Annotated in this window: 13 protein-coding genes and 1 pseudogene; 8 read left to right on the forward strand and 6 right to left on the reverse strand. The window is 69.4% G+C overall.

Annotation, left to right across the window (positions count from 1 at the left end; translation table 11 throughout):
* Positions 1-32 precede the first annotated feature (32 nt).
* Positions 33-1,112 carry a histidinol-phosphate transaminase gene (gene hisC, locus STRTU_RS17220; protein ID WP_159744342.1) on the reverse strand — a complete coding sequence of 360 codons (1,080 nt, stop codon included), beginning with the start codon at positions 1,110-1,112 and terminating at the stop codon, positions 33-35.
* A 402-nt stretch (positions 1,113-1,514) separates the two neighbouring features.
* On the opposite strand from hisC, the gene STRTU_RS17225 reads away from it, so the two are divergent.
* From STRTU_RS17225 to STRTU_RS17235, 3 genes are all read left to right on the forward strand, one after another.
* Positions 1,515-2,615, forward strand: coding sequence for a LacI family DNA-binding transcriptional regulator (locus STRTU_RS17225; RefSeq protein WP_159744344.1), 1,101 nt, complete (start codon positions 1,515-1,517; stop codon positions 2,613-2,615).
* A 263-nt stretch (positions 2,616-2,878) separates the two neighbouring features.
* Positions 2,879-3,979, forward strand: a complete 1,101-nt coding sequence (locus tag STRTU_RS17230) for a metallophosphoesterase (protein WP_269777367.1) — start codon at positions 2,879-2,881, stop codon at positions 3,977-3,979.
* 223 nt (positions 3,980-4,202) lie between these two features.
* On the forward strand, positions 4,203-5,123 hold the full coding sequence (locus STRTU_RS17235; protein WP_159744346.1) for a hypothetical protein: 921 nt from the start codon (positions 4,203-4,205) through the stop codon (positions 5,121-5,123).
* Between the two features lie 106 nt (positions 5,124-5,229).
* On the opposite strand, the gene thiC is transcribed toward STRTU_RS17235, so the two are convergent.
* A complete protein-coding gene (thiC, locus tag STRTU_RS17240; RefSeq protein WP_159744348.1) occupies positions 5,230-7,008 on the reverse strand; it encodes a phosphomethylpyrimidine synthase ThiC in 1,779 nt (592 codons plus the stop codon).
* Between the two features lie 221 nt (positions 7,009-7,229).
* On the opposite strand from thiC, the gene STRTU_RS17245 reads away from it, so the two are divergent.
* Positions 7,230-8,654, forward strand: coding sequence for a YibE/F family protein (locus STRTU_RS17245; protein ID WP_159744350.1), 1,425 nt, complete (start codon positions 7,230-7,232; stop codon positions 8,652-8,654).
* Between the two features lie 36 nt (positions 8,655-8,690).
* On the opposite strand, the gene STRTU_RS17250 is transcribed toward STRTU_RS17245, so the two are convergent.
* The 4 genes from STRTU_RS17250 to STRTU_RS17265 all read right to left on the reverse strand — a co-directional run bounded on the left by STRTU_RS17250 (position 8,691) and on the right by STRTU_RS17265 (position 11,170).
* On the reverse strand, positions 8,691-9,113 hold the full coding sequence (locus STRTU_RS17250; RefSeq protein WP_159744352.1) for an SsgA family sporulation/cell division regulator: 423 nt from the start codon (positions 9,111-9,113) through the stop codon (positions 8,691-8,693).
* Between the two features lie 103 nt (positions 9,114-9,216).
* Positions 9,217-9,987: an IclR family transcriptional regulator gene (locus STRTU_RS17255; RefSeq protein ID WP_272591832.1), complete on the reverse strand. Its 771-nt coding sequence runs from the start codon at positions 9,985-9,987 to the stop codon at positions 9,217-9,219.
* Between the two features lie 412 nt (positions 9,988-10,399).
* Complete coding sequence (locus STRTU_RS17260) at positions 10,400-10,624, reverse strand: DUF5326 family protein (protein ID WP_159744356.1); 225 nt, start codon at positions 10,622-10,624, stop codon at positions 10,400-10,402.
* A 228-nt stretch (positions 10,625-10,852) separates the two neighbouring features.
* Positions 10,853-11,170, reverse strand: a complete 318-nt coding sequence (locus tag STRTU_RS17265; protein WP_159744358.1) for a cupin domain-containing protein — start codon at positions 11,168-11,170, stop codon at positions 10,853-10,855.
* 49 nt (positions 11,171-11,219) lie between these two features.
* Between STRTU_RS17265 and STRTU_RS17270 the strand changes: the two genes are divergently transcribed.
* The 4 genes and pseudogenes from STRTU_RS17270 (at position 11,220) to STRTU_RS17285 (ending at position 14,516) form a co-directional block, all read left to right on the forward strand.
* Positions 11,220-11,597 carry a phage holin family protein gene (locus STRTU_RS17270; RefSeq protein ID WP_159747021.1) on the forward strand — a complete coding sequence of 126 codons (378 nt, stop codon included), beginning with the start codon at positions 11,220-11,222 and terminating at the stop codon, positions 11,595-11,597.
* Between the two features lie 3 nt (positions 11,598-11,600).
* Positions 11,601-12,188 carry a low molecular weight protein-tyrosine-phosphatase gene (locus STRTU_RS17275; protein ID WP_159744360.1) on the forward strand — a complete coding sequence of 196 codons (588 nt, stop codon included), beginning with the start codon at positions 11,601-11,603 and terminating at the stop codon, positions 12,186-12,188.
* Positions 12,185-13,312 (forward strand): cystathionine gamma-lyase, encoded by a 1,128-nt coding sequence (locus STRTU_RS17280; RefSeq protein WP_159744361.1) that lies wholly within the window; start codon positions 12,185-12,187, stop codon positions 13,310-13,312. Before STRTU_RS17275 ends, STRTU_RS17280 begins: the two co-directional genes overlap by 4 nt.
* Before the next feature lie 308 nt (positions 13,313-13,620).
* Positions 13,621-14,516 (forward strand): annotated as a pseudogene (locus STRTU_RS17285) (LysR family transcriptional regulator).
* Positions 14,517-14,533 lie beyond the last annotated feature (17 nt).

A 14,533-nucleotide genomic window follows, 5' to 3' on the forward strand; every position in this document is an offset into this window, starting at 1 on the left:
CCACGGCCCCGGAACTGCGCCCTTGCGAACGCTTACAGCGCCTTCCGGAACTCCTCCGTGGCCTGCAGGAACAGATCCATCGCCGGGCTCTCACCGATCGTCACCCGCACCCCCTCACCGGGGAACGGCCGCACGACCACCCCGGCCCGCTCACAGGCCGCGGCGAAGTCGGCCGTACGCTCCCCCAGCCGCAGCCAGACGAAGTTGGCCTGCGATTCCGGGACCGTCCAGCCCTGCCCTAGCAGCCCGTCGACCACCCGCGCCCGCTCGGCCACCAGCGCATCGACCCGCTCCAGCAGCGCCGCCTCGCTGCGCAGCGAGGCCACCGCCGCCTCCTGCGCGAGCTGGCTGACCCCGAACGGCACCGCCGTCTTGCGCAGCGCGGCCGCCACCGGCTCATGGGCCACCGCGAAACCGATCCGCAGCCCCGCCAGGCCGTACGCCTTGGAGAAGGTCCGCAGCACACACACATTGGGACGGTCGCGGTAAAGATCGATTCCGTCCGGCACCTCGGCGTCCCGGATGAACTCGCGATACGCCTCGTCCAGCACCACCAGCACATCGCCCGGCACCCGGTCCAGGAAGGACTCCAGCTCGGCACGGCGCACGACGGTGCCGGTGGGGTTGTTGGGGTTGCAGACGAAGATCAGCCGGGTCCGCTCGGTGATCGCGGCCAGCATCGCGTCCAGGTCGTGCACCTCGCCGGAGGTCAGCGGGACCTGCACCGATGTGGCACCGGAGACCTGGGTGATGATCGGGTACGCCTCGAAGGACCGCCAGGCGTAGATCACTTCATCGCCGGGCCCGGCCGTCGCCTGGACCAGCTGCTGCGCCACCCCGACCGAGCCGGTGCCGGTCGCCAGATGCTCCACCGGCACCGCGAACCGGTCGGCCAGCTCCGCCATCAGGCCCGTGCACGCCATGTCCGGGTAGCGGTTGAAGGACCCGGCAGCGGTCACCGCGCTCTCCAGTACGCCCGGCAGCGGCGGATAGGGGTTCTCGTTGGAGGACAGCTTGTACGTGACGGGGCCGCCGGCCGCCGCCGGCCGGCCCGGCTTGTAGGTGGGGACGCCGTCCAGCGCAGCACGCAGCTTCGGGGTCTTCTCGCTCACCGCAGGTCCTCCTCGACCGTCCGCCCATCTCCAATACTGCACACCTTATGAGGATTGACCCGTTCGGCGGCAGCCCTGGCCCGGCGGCGGCACCTCTGCCCAGGTCGGACGGGGCTCCGGAGAACCCCGCGCAATGCCTCCTGGGAGCGCTCCCCGGACCGCCGCACGCCGGTGGCTTGCGCCGTGGCGCGCATCCCCCGTCAAGGTGACTTGGGACCACTTCGGGACCGGAACCGATCGACAGGTGAAGGCGGAAATCCTCCCCCGGAATGATCACGATTCACGTCAACTGCCTTTGCTTTCGAGGGAATTGATGACCGGAAGCCGTGCAGAAACGTGCCTTTCAGAAGCGGTTGGCCGACCCCCGTGAATTGCCGTCACGAGCCCTACTATCGGCTCGCCATGACAGCAGCAGGGAAGCACCAGGTGAGCCGGTCGACCGGTCGCCGGCTGGGGCGGGCGGGCATCCGGGACGTGGCCGCCGCAGCCGGTGTGTCGATCACGACTGTCTCCGACGCGCTCAACGGCAAGGGCCGGCTTCCGGATGCCACCCGTAGCCATGTCCGCGAGGTGGCCGACCGGCTGGGCTACCGCCCGTCCGCAGCCGCCCGCACGCTCCGTACCGGCAAGTCAGGGCTCCTCGGCCTGACCGTGACCACATACGGGGACGAACCCTTCACCTTCACCGAATTCGCCTACTTCGCGGAGATGGCCAGAGCCGCCACCTCCGCGGCCCTGGCCCGCGGATATGCGCTGGTCATCCTCCCGGCGACCTCCCGCCACGACGTGTGGTCCAACGTCGCCCTCGACGGCACCGTCGTCATCGACCCCGCCGACGGCGACCCCGTCGTCACCGAACTCGTCCGGCACGGCATCCCCGTCGTCTCCGACGGCCGCCCCGGCGGCGCACTGCCCGTCACCGGCTGGGTCGACAACGATCACGAGGCGGCCGTCCTCGGTCTGCTCGACCATCTCGCCGACGCCGGTGCCCGCCGCATCGGACTCCTCACCGGCAACACCACCGACACCTACACCCGGCTGTCGACCACCGCCTATCTGCACTGGTGCGAGCGGGTCGGCCAGGACCCGGTGTACGAGTCCTACCCGGCACACGACCCGTGCGCGGGCGCCGTCGCCGCCGACCGGCTGCTGGCCCGCCCGGACCGCCCGGACGCCGTCTACGGCCTCTTCGACCCCAACGGCACGGATCTGCTCGCCGCCGCCCGGCGCTACGGCCTGCGGGTGCCGGAGGACCTGTTGCTGGTCTGCTGCAGCGAGTCCACCCTCTACGCCGCCACCGAACCGCCGGTCACCACGCTGTCCCTCAAACCGCGCCGCATCGGCACCGCCGTCATCCAGATCCTCATCGACGCCATCGAAGGGCTGGACAACGGCCGGCCCATCGAACAGGTGATACCCACCGACCTCATCGTCCGTGCCTCGTCCCAGCGACGGTCACCGCGAACCACCGTGAGTCCGCCACGAGGACCGGCCGGTGACTGAAAGTGCTCCCACGTACGGAGGACCGGTCGTTGCCTTCTGCGAGGAAAAAACGGGGCGATCCCGGGATAAAACAGCCGCGAACGCCGGGCTCCGGTGGATTGACCACCCCCGGGTGCGTCACAACCCGCGACCGGCATTCCTATGATGGGCGCACGACACCGCGGACCGCCGTCGACCAGGCAAAGGTCCGAGAGGTGCACGGCGGCGCAACGGTGGAGGGGTCGATGACTCAGGGGGCCAGTCTGGGACCCATGGTGCGGACCATGGCGGGAGAAACTCCGGCGCCTGCTCCGCCGCCCGGAGTGCCTTCCGGCACGCCCGCCGGGTCCCCCGTGCCGCCCGCCGGCCCGCCGCTGCGTCTGCCCGCCGGCGCCCCCGCCGCGCCTCCGGCCGCGCCCCCCGCGGCACCGGCCGAACTCCCCGAGGAGTACACCCCGACCGCGCGGGACCTCCCGGTCATCGCCCCGGTCCGTACGGACACCCTCATCGACCGCCCGGCGGTCGTCCCGGTGCCCGAACCAGCCATGGACCCCGACGCGCCCGAGGGCATGGGCCCGCTGTACGTCGTCGGCGATGTGCACGGCTACTACGACGAGCTGCGCGAGGCGCTGGCCGCCGAGGGCCTGATCGACGCCGACGGCAACTGGGCGGCGGGCAACGCCCGGCTCTGGTTCCTCGGCGACTTCACCGACCGCGGCCCGGACGGGATCGGCGTCATCGACCTCGTCATGCAGCTCTCCGCCGAGGCCGCGGCGGCCGGCGGCTACTGCAAGGCCCTGATGGGCAACCACGAACTCCTGCTGCTGGGCGCCAAGCGGTTCGGCGACACCCCCGTACAGTCCGGCGCCGGCACCGCGTCCTTCCAGGCGGCCTGGCTTCTCAACGGCGGCCAGAAGACCGATATGGACCGCCTGGAGGACCACCACCTCCAGTGGATGGCCCGGCTGGACGCCGTGATGGAGGAGGACGGGCATCTGCTCGTGCACTCCGACACCACCGCCTACCTCGAATACGGCGACTCCATCGAGGCCGTCAACGACACCGTCCATGACGTGCTCACCCGCAGCGACGCGGATGAAGTCTGGGATCTCTTCCGCAAGTTCACCAAGCGCTTCGCCTTCCGCGACGAAGCCGGATCGGACGCCGTCCGGGAACTCCTCGACGCCTACGGCGGCGACCGCGTCGTCCACGGCCACAGCCCGATCCCGTATCTGCTGGGCGAGGTCGGCACGGAGGACGGCGAGAGCGACAGCGTCGCGGTCGACGGCCCGCATGTCTACGCCGACGGTCTGGCGATCGCCATGGACGGCGGTGTCACGATGGCCGGAAAGCTGCTGGTCGTTCAACTGCCGCTGGCCGGCTGAGGGTTGGCCGGGTAGCGGTTCGCCAGGCCGCCGACGGGCGGTCAGGACGAAAACCGGAGGCGGCACCGGCGGGAACAGGTCGCGGCATTACTCAAATTCCGCAAACTCGCTGTCACGCCGTACCGGAATCGCTCTACCATCGGTCTATCCGTAGCAGGCTCTCCTCCGTTTCCGCCCACTGCCCGGCCCACGCCGGCCGTACGGCCCTACGGAGCATCGGGGGATGCACATGAACAGCGCTCCGCACCTGCTGAACGAGGACCGCGCGGAATTCGCGCGACTCCTCGATGAGGCGCTGCGTACCGCCCCATACCGCCCGGACAACGACCTGACCGCCGCCGCGGGACACCCTCTCCAGACCGAGCAGTTGCGCACGATGGCGCTCAGTGCGACCACCGCCATCGCCGCCTGCGCCACGGCCGAATACCAACGCTATGTGCAGCTGCGTGCCGAGTTGCGCGCACCGGCGCCGCTCGCGTCCGTCACCGATGCGGACGGCGCGGAGCAGAACGAGGCTCCCTACGGGAGACTAGGACCGGACAGCGCCACGGCCCTGGACGAGGCCGAAACCACCGGGGCCGGGCTGACCGCCATGATCGCGGTGCTCGCCCCGGTGCTCGCCGGTATCGCCGCCGTGCTCTTCCTCCTCATCGGGTATGTGCTGCGTGCCGTCAGCCTCGACACGTCCCTGGCCCAGCCGCTGATCAGCGTCGGCTGGATATTCGCGGCGCTGACCGCGGTGGGCACCCTCGTCGCCATGGCCGGCCTGGTCATCACGGCGCTGCGCAACGGTGCGTCCGCCCAGGTCGCCAGAGCCGAGGAGCCGGCCGAGGCGCTGGACCAAGCCCATGAGGCATGGCGCCGCGCCCTCCTGGAGCGCGGTCTGCTGCCCTTTCTCCATGCGGCCCTCACCGACCCCACCGCCACCCCGGACGACGACCCCGCGCGCTACGTCCCGCGTCGCGGCACGTCCGCCGAGAGCCGCATCCCCACGCTCGGCTACACCCGCCCCCAGTTCACCAGCCCCGACAGCGGCTCCTCGGGGCCCCGCCCGCGCTACTCCAGCCCGGACTTCACCAGCCCGGATTACGGCGGGGCGGATTACGGCGGGGCGGATCAACGGCCGGATCACCAGCCGGATTAGGCCGGGGGCTGGGGTCGGGATCCCTTCCCAGTTGCCTCCGCAGCCGGGAAGGCCCCCGCCCCTCGCAGGGCAGGGGCCTTCCGCCGAGTGCGTACAGCCGGAACGGCTAGTCCGCGATCGGCAGATACACGCGGTTGCCCGCCGCCGCGAACTCCTTCGACTTCTCGGCCATTCCGGCCTCGGGGTCGAGGGCCAGATCGCCGCCGTGCTCGCGGCGGATGTCCTGGCTGATCTTCATCGAGCAGAACTTCGGGCCGCACATCGAGCAGAAGTGGGCCGTCTTCGCCGGTTCGGCGGGCAGCGTCTCGTCGTGGAAGGCGCGGGCCGTGTCCGGGTCGAGGGCCAGATTGAACTGGTCCTCCCAGCGGAACTCGAACCGGGCGTCGGAGAGCGCGTCGTCCCATTCCTGGGCGCCCGGGTGGCCCTTGGCCAGGTCCGCCGCGTGGGCCGCGATCTTGTACGTGATGACGCCGGTCTTGACGTCGTCGCGGTCCGGCAGGCCCAGGTGCTCCTTGGGCGTGACGTAACAGAGCATCGCGGTGCCCCACCAGGCGATCATCGCCGCTCCGATACCGGAGGTGATGTGGTCGTAGGCGGGCGCGATATCGGTGGTCAGCGGGCCGAGCGTGTAGAACGGCGCCTCTTCGCAGATCTCCTGCTGGAGGTCGATGTTCTCCTTGATCTTGTGCATCGGGACATGTCCCGGGCCCTCGATCATGGTCTGTACGCCGTGCCGCTTGGCGATGGTGTTCAGCTCGCCGAGCGTCCGCAGCTCCGCGAACTGTGCCTCGTCGTTGGCGTCCGCGATGGAGCCGGGGCGCAGACCGTCACCGAGCGAGTAGGTGACGTCGTAGGAGGCGAGAATCTCGCAGAGCTCCTCGAAGTGCGTGTAGAGGAAGGACTCCTTATGGTGCGCCAGGCACCAGGCGGCCATGATCGAACCGCCGCGGGAGACGATGCCGGTCTTGCGGCGGGCCGTGAGGGGCACATAGCGGAGCAGCACACCGGCGTGCACCGTCATGTAGTCGACGCCCTGTTCGGCCTGCTCGATGACGGTGTCCTTGTAGATCTCCCAGGTCAGCTCCTCGGCCTTGCCGTCGACCTTCTCCAGCGCCTGGTAGAGGGGGACGGTGCCGATGGGGACGGGGGAGTTGCGCAGCACCCACTCGCGGGTGGTGTGGATATTGCGGCCGGTGGACAGATCCATCACCGTGTCGGCGCCCCAACGGGTCGCCCAGGTCATCTTCTCCACCTCCTCCTCGATGGAGGAAGTGACCGCCGAATTACCGATGTTGGCGTTCACCTTCACCAGGAAGTTCTTGCCGATGATCATCGGCTCGATCTCCGGGTGGTTGATGTTGGCCGGCAGCACCGCGCGGCCGGCCGCGATCTCCTCGCGGACGAACTCGGGCGTGACGTTCTCGCGGAGGGCGACGTACTCCATCTCCGCGGTGATCTCGCCGCGCTGGGCATACGCGAGCTGGGTGACCGCGGTGCCCGCACGGCCGCGGCGCGGCTGACGGGGGCGGCCCGGGAAGACCGCGTCGAGGTTCTTGAGTCCGCCGCGCGGCGAGGTGTGCTTGAGGCCGTCGTCCTCGGGCCGCAGCGGGCGGCCCGCGTACTCCTCGGTGTCGCCGCGGCCGATGATCCAGTTCTCCCGCAGCGGATCCAGACCACGGCGGACGTCGGTATCGATCTGAGGGTCGGTGTACGGACCTGACGTGTCGTAGAGCGTCACGTCCTTGCCGTTGGTGAGGTGCACCCGCCGGACCGGCACCCGAAGGTCCGGGCGCGATCCGGAGACATAGCCCTTGTGCCAGCCGATCTGCGGCTTTTCGCCCTCGGTGGCACCGTTTTCGGGCGTGCGTGCATCCTGCAGAGTCATGAGACCCAACTCCCTACGCCGGCATTACCCGGTAACAGGTTCGGCGGTCGACGCAGCGGCTTCCGTCTGTCGGCGTTTCACGTGAAACGCCGCTGGGACGGAGGTCAGCGCCCTCTCAGCCCGGTGCTCCGAGCTCCCGCGATTGCAAAGGTGCCACCACGGTAGCGGCCGATGTGGCGCGGTGAACAGTGGGCCCCTGCGGTTCTTGCGATGATCGGGCGGTGTCCGCTCATGAGTCCCACCATCACCCCGCCCCGCACTCCCACGGGCATGGCCATGGTCCTGCCGCGCCCGTCTCCCGACATCTGCGCAAGGTCATCGCGGCCGTACTGATCCCGTTCGCGGCCGCGGTGGCGGTCGGTCTGGTCGTGCTCTGGCCCGGCGGTGCACCGCCACACAAACCGTCCGGGGTCGGCTTCGACCAGCCCACGGAGACGGCCAGAGTGGTCAAGGTGGCGGAGGTGAACTGTGCGGATGTCCATGCCGAACAGCAACCCCAGCCACCGTCACCGACGGGGCAGCCACCGACCGGGGGAGCGGACAAGGACAAGGGCAAGCCCTGCCAGCAGACCACCATCGAAGTCACCACCGGGGAAAACAAGGGGCGCACCTTCCAGACGGTGGTGACACCGGATGCCCTGCGCCACTACACCACCGGCCAGGAGGTGGTGGTGACGTACTCCCCCAAGGCGCCGAAGGACCTGCAGTACTCGGTCAGCGATGTCGACCGGTCGCTCCCCATGTGGCTGCTGGCCGGGATCTTCGCCTTCGCGGTGGTGATCGTCGGCCGGCTGCGCGGGCTCCTGGCACTGGTGGCGCTGGCGGCCAGCTTTGTGGTCCTGACGCTGTTCATCCTTCCGGCGATCCTGCAGGGCTCCAATCCGCTGGTGGTGGCGGTGGTCGGGGGCAGCGCGATCATGCTGATCGCGCTGTATCTGTGTCATGGGCTGACGGCCCGGACGTCCGTGGCCGTGCTCGGCACCCTGGCGTCACTTCTGCTGATCGGGCTGCTCGGATCGGTCTTCATCGGCTGGGCGCTGCTGACGGGCAATACGGACGACACGACCGGGCTGGTGCACGGTCTGTACCCGGACATCGAGATCCGCGGTCTGCTGCTGGCGGGGATCATCATCGGTTCGCTGGGCGTGCTCGACGATGTGACGGTGACCCAGACCGCCGCGGTCTGGGAGCTCAAGGAGGCGGACCCGTCGGCCGGCTGGCGCAAGCTCTACGGCGCCGCGATGCGGATCGGCCGGGATCACATCGCGTCCGTCGTCAACACCCTGGTGCTGGCCTACGCGGGTGCCGCACTGCCGCTGCTGTTGCTGTTCTCGATCGCACAGAGCAGCGTCGGCACGGTCGCGTCGAGCGAGGTGGTCGCGGAGGAGATCGTCCGCACGCTCGTGGGCAGCATCGGGCTGGTCGCCGCGGTGCCGCTGACCACCCTGCTGGCCGCGCTGGTCGTCTCGGCGGACCGGAAGGAGCGGACGGGGCCGACGGGCGACGACACGGGAGCCGGGCAGGGGGCCGGGGCGGGTGTCATGGCGGGCCCTGGGGCCGGGGTCGGCGACGGTGGGCCGACGCGCCCCACGGGTGGCCGGCAGGGACGCCGTGGGGGACGCGGCAAGCGACGTAAGCAGGGATGACGGGGAGAGGATCGGGGGCGAGTTCCGGCGGCAGGGTCAGCCGGCCGGGGTCTCCGTGAGGATCTGGTCCAGTACGGCCTCCAGGGTGTCGCAGACCTCTTCCTTGCCCAGCGGCACCAGCCGGTCCGTACGGTCCAGGAAGGCGACCAGCGGCGCCGCGCTCACCCGGAACAGCGCACGCTCGGCGCCGACTTGAAGGCTGATGAGGACATCGCCGAGGTGCTCGGGGGAGGCCGGTTCGATCCGCACATCGCCCTCACCGGACGGCCGGCTCAGCCCGTCCAGCAGCAGCTCCCGGCCGAACGCCCAGGTCACCGGCGCATCGCCGGGCAGGTCGAAGGTGAGGCGGACGGCGTACGGATCGGAGCTGGCGAAGTCCAGCTCCACCGGGATCCGGAACGAAAGCTCCTCCGAGACGACGAAGCTCATGATCACTTCTGCCTGAACTGTGTCGGTCATCAACCACTGCCCCGCACTTGATCGGAGATGGCCGGGAAACAACCCCGTAGCCCTATTGGCGCCATCGTCTGCCACGCGCCAGCAGATCACAAGGAGTGAGTTTTCAGATACTGATAGAGAAGGCGAGTGTCGTTAGTGTCGCCTCCGCCATTTTCCGTAGTCGGTCTGTAACGGACCGCAATCGACGCAGCTCGTCCACGGGCAGGGAAATCGCCAGCGTCGCCGCAGCGGCACCGACCTGGACGGGAATGGCGGAGCACACCGTGCCCAGGGCATATTCCTGGCGCTCGTAAGCGACATGACCGCGACGCACCGTATCCAAACGGTGCAGCAAATCATCCTCAGTTCGCACGGAAAAGGGCGTTATCGACTCGACGGGATGGCGTGCCAGATGCTCCCTCCTCGTTGTCTCGTCAAGCTGCGCGAGCAGACACTGCCCGATCGCATGGGCATGTGCGGTGGTGCGGAAGTCGACCCACTCCACCACGGGCGGCCGCGCCGGGTCGTCGGTCACCGCCAGTACCTCTACTTCACCCTCCCGATAGACGGCGAAGTAGACGGCGGCGCCCAGCTCTTGGCCCGCCACGGCCAGCGCTTCGGAGAGATGGGCCCGTTGTCGGCGCCTGGCCCCGGCCCGGCCGATGACCTCGGCCGCCGCACCGAGGACGAAGACACCGTTCTCACGCTGGAGATAACCCTCATGCGTCAGGGTCCGCAGCAGGTGGTAGGCGGTCGGCAGTGGCAGCCCGGCCTCTCTGGCCAGCTGCTTGGCGGGCGCCCCGTCGGCATGCGCGCCCACCGCCTCCAGCAGCCGGAGCGCCCGCTGCACCGATCCGATCAAGGTGGGGTGGGAGGAGGATTCGCCGTTCACGATTGCCAACGCCAACCCCCAGGTCCGCTCGCAGAGGGGCACCGGCCCCGGGCACGGGACCAACTCCCGTGACCGCGCGCGTCTCCCAGGCGTCCGATGACGCCCGGACCGGGCTCGTCGCACCCGGGGTTTTCCGGAACGCCACCGTCCGGAAGACGCCTGCGATCGGCACTCTAACTCGGCCGGCCGGGGCGGAAGGCCGAAAGGCGGAGGAGTCACCCCGCCCGCGCACCGCCAAGCGGGACTGTGCGCGTGGAGTTCGACATCGGACTCAGCTGCGTCCCAATGAGATGCATTTGGGGTGCTTTATGAGGGTCTTTATGAGATGACATCTGTGCCGTGGTCATCGCCGAGCGGGCCACGGCCGGCGACCGCCGGTGTTCGGGCACCGGCGGTCGGTCGTGTCGGCTGCGGCTTACCAGTCGCTCTTCGACGAGGAAGAGGACGAGCCACTGGCCCTGCGGAAGAGGTAGATGACCCCGGCTATCAGAGCCGCCGCGATAAGGACCTTGAACAGCACGCCGATCAGGAAGCCGAGCGCGGTGGCGATCAGTCCGCCGAAGACGACGATCACGACGACGGGCACCACGACCCAGGTGACCCACCACGGAAGCCCTGCGAATATCCCCTTACCGGCCACTGCTCTCCCCTGCTTTCTGTCTTTCGCGCTGTCGCTTTTGTCCGTACCGCGCTATCTGTCCGCTGCACTGTGGTCGCGCCGATGGCACTGTCCGCATGCTGCGGATCTGCCGCCTCGCGCCTCAGGTTTCCCTTCACCCACGATGCTAGGACGCGGACCACGGCCGTGGGGGCTTCGCATCCCCGGTACTCCCCTGACGCGTCCCCTACGGGTTGCGGGGCCCGACCCTTAGCTCTCAGGAGGAGAGAAGACCACCATGACCCGGAGGTCCTCGCTGATGTGGTGGAACTTGTGGGGCACTCCCGCCGGCACATAAACCACGCTGCCCCGGGCCACCGACTGCGTCTCCTGCCCGACGGTGATCGCCGCCCGGCCGCTGACCACGAGATAGACCTCGTCCTGCCGGTGCGGCTGCTGGGGATCGATGCTGCCGGCATCCAGCGCATACAGCCCGACCGACATGTTGCGTTCCCGGAGGAACTGCAGATAGGCGCCGTCGTTGGCGGCCCGTTCCGCTTCCAGCTCTTCCAGTCTGAAAGCCTTCATGCCGATCGCACCCCTCAATGAATTCAGACTCGTCTGCGACGATCTCACCATGAAGCATTTTCTGGTCAAGACGATCGCCAATGCCGCGGCGCTTGCCGTGGCCATCTGGCTGCTCAAGGACATCACGCTCACCGGTGAGAACACCGGCCGCCAAGTACTGACACTGATCCTCGTCGCGCTGATCTTCGGGCTGGTCAACTTCCTGGTCAAGCCCGTGGTGAAGCTGCTCTCCTTCCCCCTGTTCATCCTCACGCTCGGCTTGATCACGCTGGTCGTGAACGCGCTGATGCTGCTGCTGACCTCCTGGCTCGCCGGCCAGGCAGATCTCGCCTTCCATGTGGGCGGGTTCTGGACGGCACTGCTCGGCGGCGTGATCATCTCCATCGTCGCCTGGGCGATGCATGTGATCCTTCCTGACGAGGACTGACCCTTGACCGCTCCGTTCCGCGTCTGCTTCGTCTGCACCGGCAACATCTGCCGGTCGCCGATGGCGGAGTCCGTCTTCCGCGCCCGCCTCGCGGAGGACGGGCTCGACGGCCTGGTCGAGGTCGACAGCGCGGGGACCGGCGGCTGGCACGAGGGCGATGGAGCCGACCCGCGCACGGTCGCCGTACTGCGCGCGGGCGGCTATGAAAACGCTCACACCGCCCGGCAGTTCCATGCCTCCTGGTTCGACCGCCTCGACCTGGTCATCGCGCTCGACTCCGGCCATCTGCGCGAGCTGCGCCGCCTGGCCCCCACCGCGCAGGACGCCGCCAAGGTCCGCCTGCTGCGTACGTACGGGACGGGCGCGGCCACGGGCGCGACCGACGATCTCGACGTACCCGATCCGTACTACGGCGGCTTCGAGGGCTTCGAGGAGTGCCTGGAGATGGTCGAGGAGGCGAGCGAGGGCCTGCTGGCCGCGATCCGCGCCGCGCTCCCGGCCCCCACTGTCGTCACGGCCCGCGGCGCCGACCACGACAACCGGCGCACTGCCCGGGAACAGCACCGGCCGCAGGAGAAGGAGAGCGCATGACGGGCGACGGCACCCGCGCCGTACGTGCCGGGCTCCCGGAGCCCGAGGCCCATGAGCCGGCCCTCCCCGGGCCGGTCTTCGCGGCCCACTACCATCTCCCCGGCGACGCCGTCGGCCCCTACACCTACGGCCGGGACGCCAACCCGACATGGACGCGTCTGGAAGAGGCCATCGGCGCGCTCGAATCGCCGGACGAGAGCGCCCACACCATTGCCTTCGCTTCCGGCATGGCGGCGATCAGCGCCGTCCTCTTCTCCCAGCTGCGCTCCGGTGACGCGGTGGTGCTCCCCAGCGACGGCTATCAGCTGCTGCCTGCGGCGCGCACACGGCTGGAGAGCTACGGCATCGAGGTCCGTACGGCGCCGACGGCACACGATGCTCAGCTCGATGCGCTGGACGGCGCCCGGCTGCTGTGGATCGAGACGCCCTCCAACCCCGGCCTCGATGTGTGCGACATCCGGCGGCTGGCCGAGGCGGCACACCACCGGGGCGCGCTGGTCGCCGTCGACAACACCCTCGCCACCCCGCTCGGCCAGCGCCCTCTCGATCTCGGCGCGGACTTCTCGGTGGCCAGCGGCACCAAGGCGCTGACCGGCCATGGCGACGTGCTGCTGGGCTACGCCAGCACCCGCGATGCCGCACTCGCCGATTCCGTACGGCTGTGGCGCAAGACCGTGGGCGCGATCCCCGGTCCCATGGAGAGCTGGCTCGCGCATCGCTCCCTCGCCACCCTCGCACTGCGCGTCCGGCAGCAGTCGGCCGGTGCGCTGGCGCTGGCCACGGCGCTGACCGACCGCCCCGAGGTCACCGGCTTGCGCCATCCCGGCCTGCCGTCCGATCCGTCCCACCAGCTCGCCACTCGGCAGATGCGCCCCGGCCGCTTTGGCTCCGTGGTGTCCTTCGTGCTGCCCGACAAGCCCTTCGCGGAGCGGTTCCTGGCCGCGCTGACCTTGGTGGACGAGGCGACCAGCTTCGGGGGCGTACGGTCCAGCGCGGAGCGGCGGGGCCGGTGGGGCGGGGATGCGGTGCCGGAGGGCTTTATCCGCTTCTCGGTCGGTGTCGAGGAGCCGGAGGATCTGGTCGCGGATGTCCTCCGGGCGCTGGACGTGGCCACACGCGCCTGACCGGGCAAACGGGATGAACCTCATCATCGACATGAAGAGAACAAGTGGTGCGCGCCGCCACGTCCGGCATAGCTGAAGACATAAGAACGGCCGGCAGGGCATCCCCCCTCGTCACCCTGCCGGCCTGCGGTTCCCCATGGCCCCGAGTCCACGTGTTTCACGTGAAACGAGATGTTCCACGTGAAACCAACCGCTCGAACAAGGCTAGTTGACCGAGCGTCAGTGTCCAATCACGCTAGCGACACAGCCCTATCGGCGAATTTATAGTTGGCCCGCGACCAGGCTCCGAGGGGCGCAGGAGGTACATGATGGATCTGGCTCTGCTGCGCACCTTTGTCACAGTGCACCGAGCCGGCTCCTTCACCCGCGCCGCGACCTTACTCGGCCTCTCCCAGCCTGCGGTGACCAGCCAAATCCGGGCGCTGGAACGCCAGTTGGGCCGTCCGCTCTTCCTCCGGTACGCCCGCGGAGTCACCCCCACCAGCGTCGGCGACGAACTCGCCTACAAGTGGCGCCGCACCTGGACGCGCTCACCGAGATCACAGAGGCGGGCCTGGACCGGGACTCCGTCACCCGCACCCTCCATCTCGCCGGTGCCCCGGAGTTCCTCACCGAACGCGCCCTCCCGGCGCTCACCCCGCTGATATCCCAGGGCCTGTCCATCCGCACCTCCTTCGGGTCCGCGGACGAGATGCTGACCGGTCTCGCGGCCGGTCACCACGATCTCGCCGTCACCACGACCCGGCCACGCGGCGGGCTGCTCACCGCCACCCCGCTGTGCGACGAGGAGCATGTGCTGATCGCCGCGCCGCGCTGGGCGGCGCAGCTGGGCGGCCCCGGGGTGCTGCGGGCCGGTGGCGTCCGTCTGCTGGACCCCGTACCGATCGTCGAGGTCCACGAAAGTCTGCCGCTGATCGCCCGCTACTGGTCCGCGGTCTTCGACGCCAAGCCCACGGCCTCCGCGGCCGTGATCGCCGGCGATCTGCGGGCGGTGCTGTCCTGCGTCGCGGCCGGCGCGGGGCTCGCCGTGCTGCCTCGCTATCTGTGCGCCGACGCGCTGGCCGACGGCACCGTCACCACCCTGCTCGACCCGCCGGTGCCCCCGCTGCGGACCTATTTCCTGGCCGTACGAACCGGGACGCTGGGCCTGCCGCATATCGCGCGGGCGCATGAATGGCTGCTGCGCACCGCTGTCGACTGGTGACCGAGAGGCGAGGGTTT

Source organism: Streptomyces tubercidicus, from assembly GCF_027497495.1.
Taxonomy (GTDB): domain Bacteria; phylum Actinomycetota; class Actinomycetes; order Streptomycetales; family Streptomycetaceae; genus Streptomyces; species Streptomyces tubercidicus.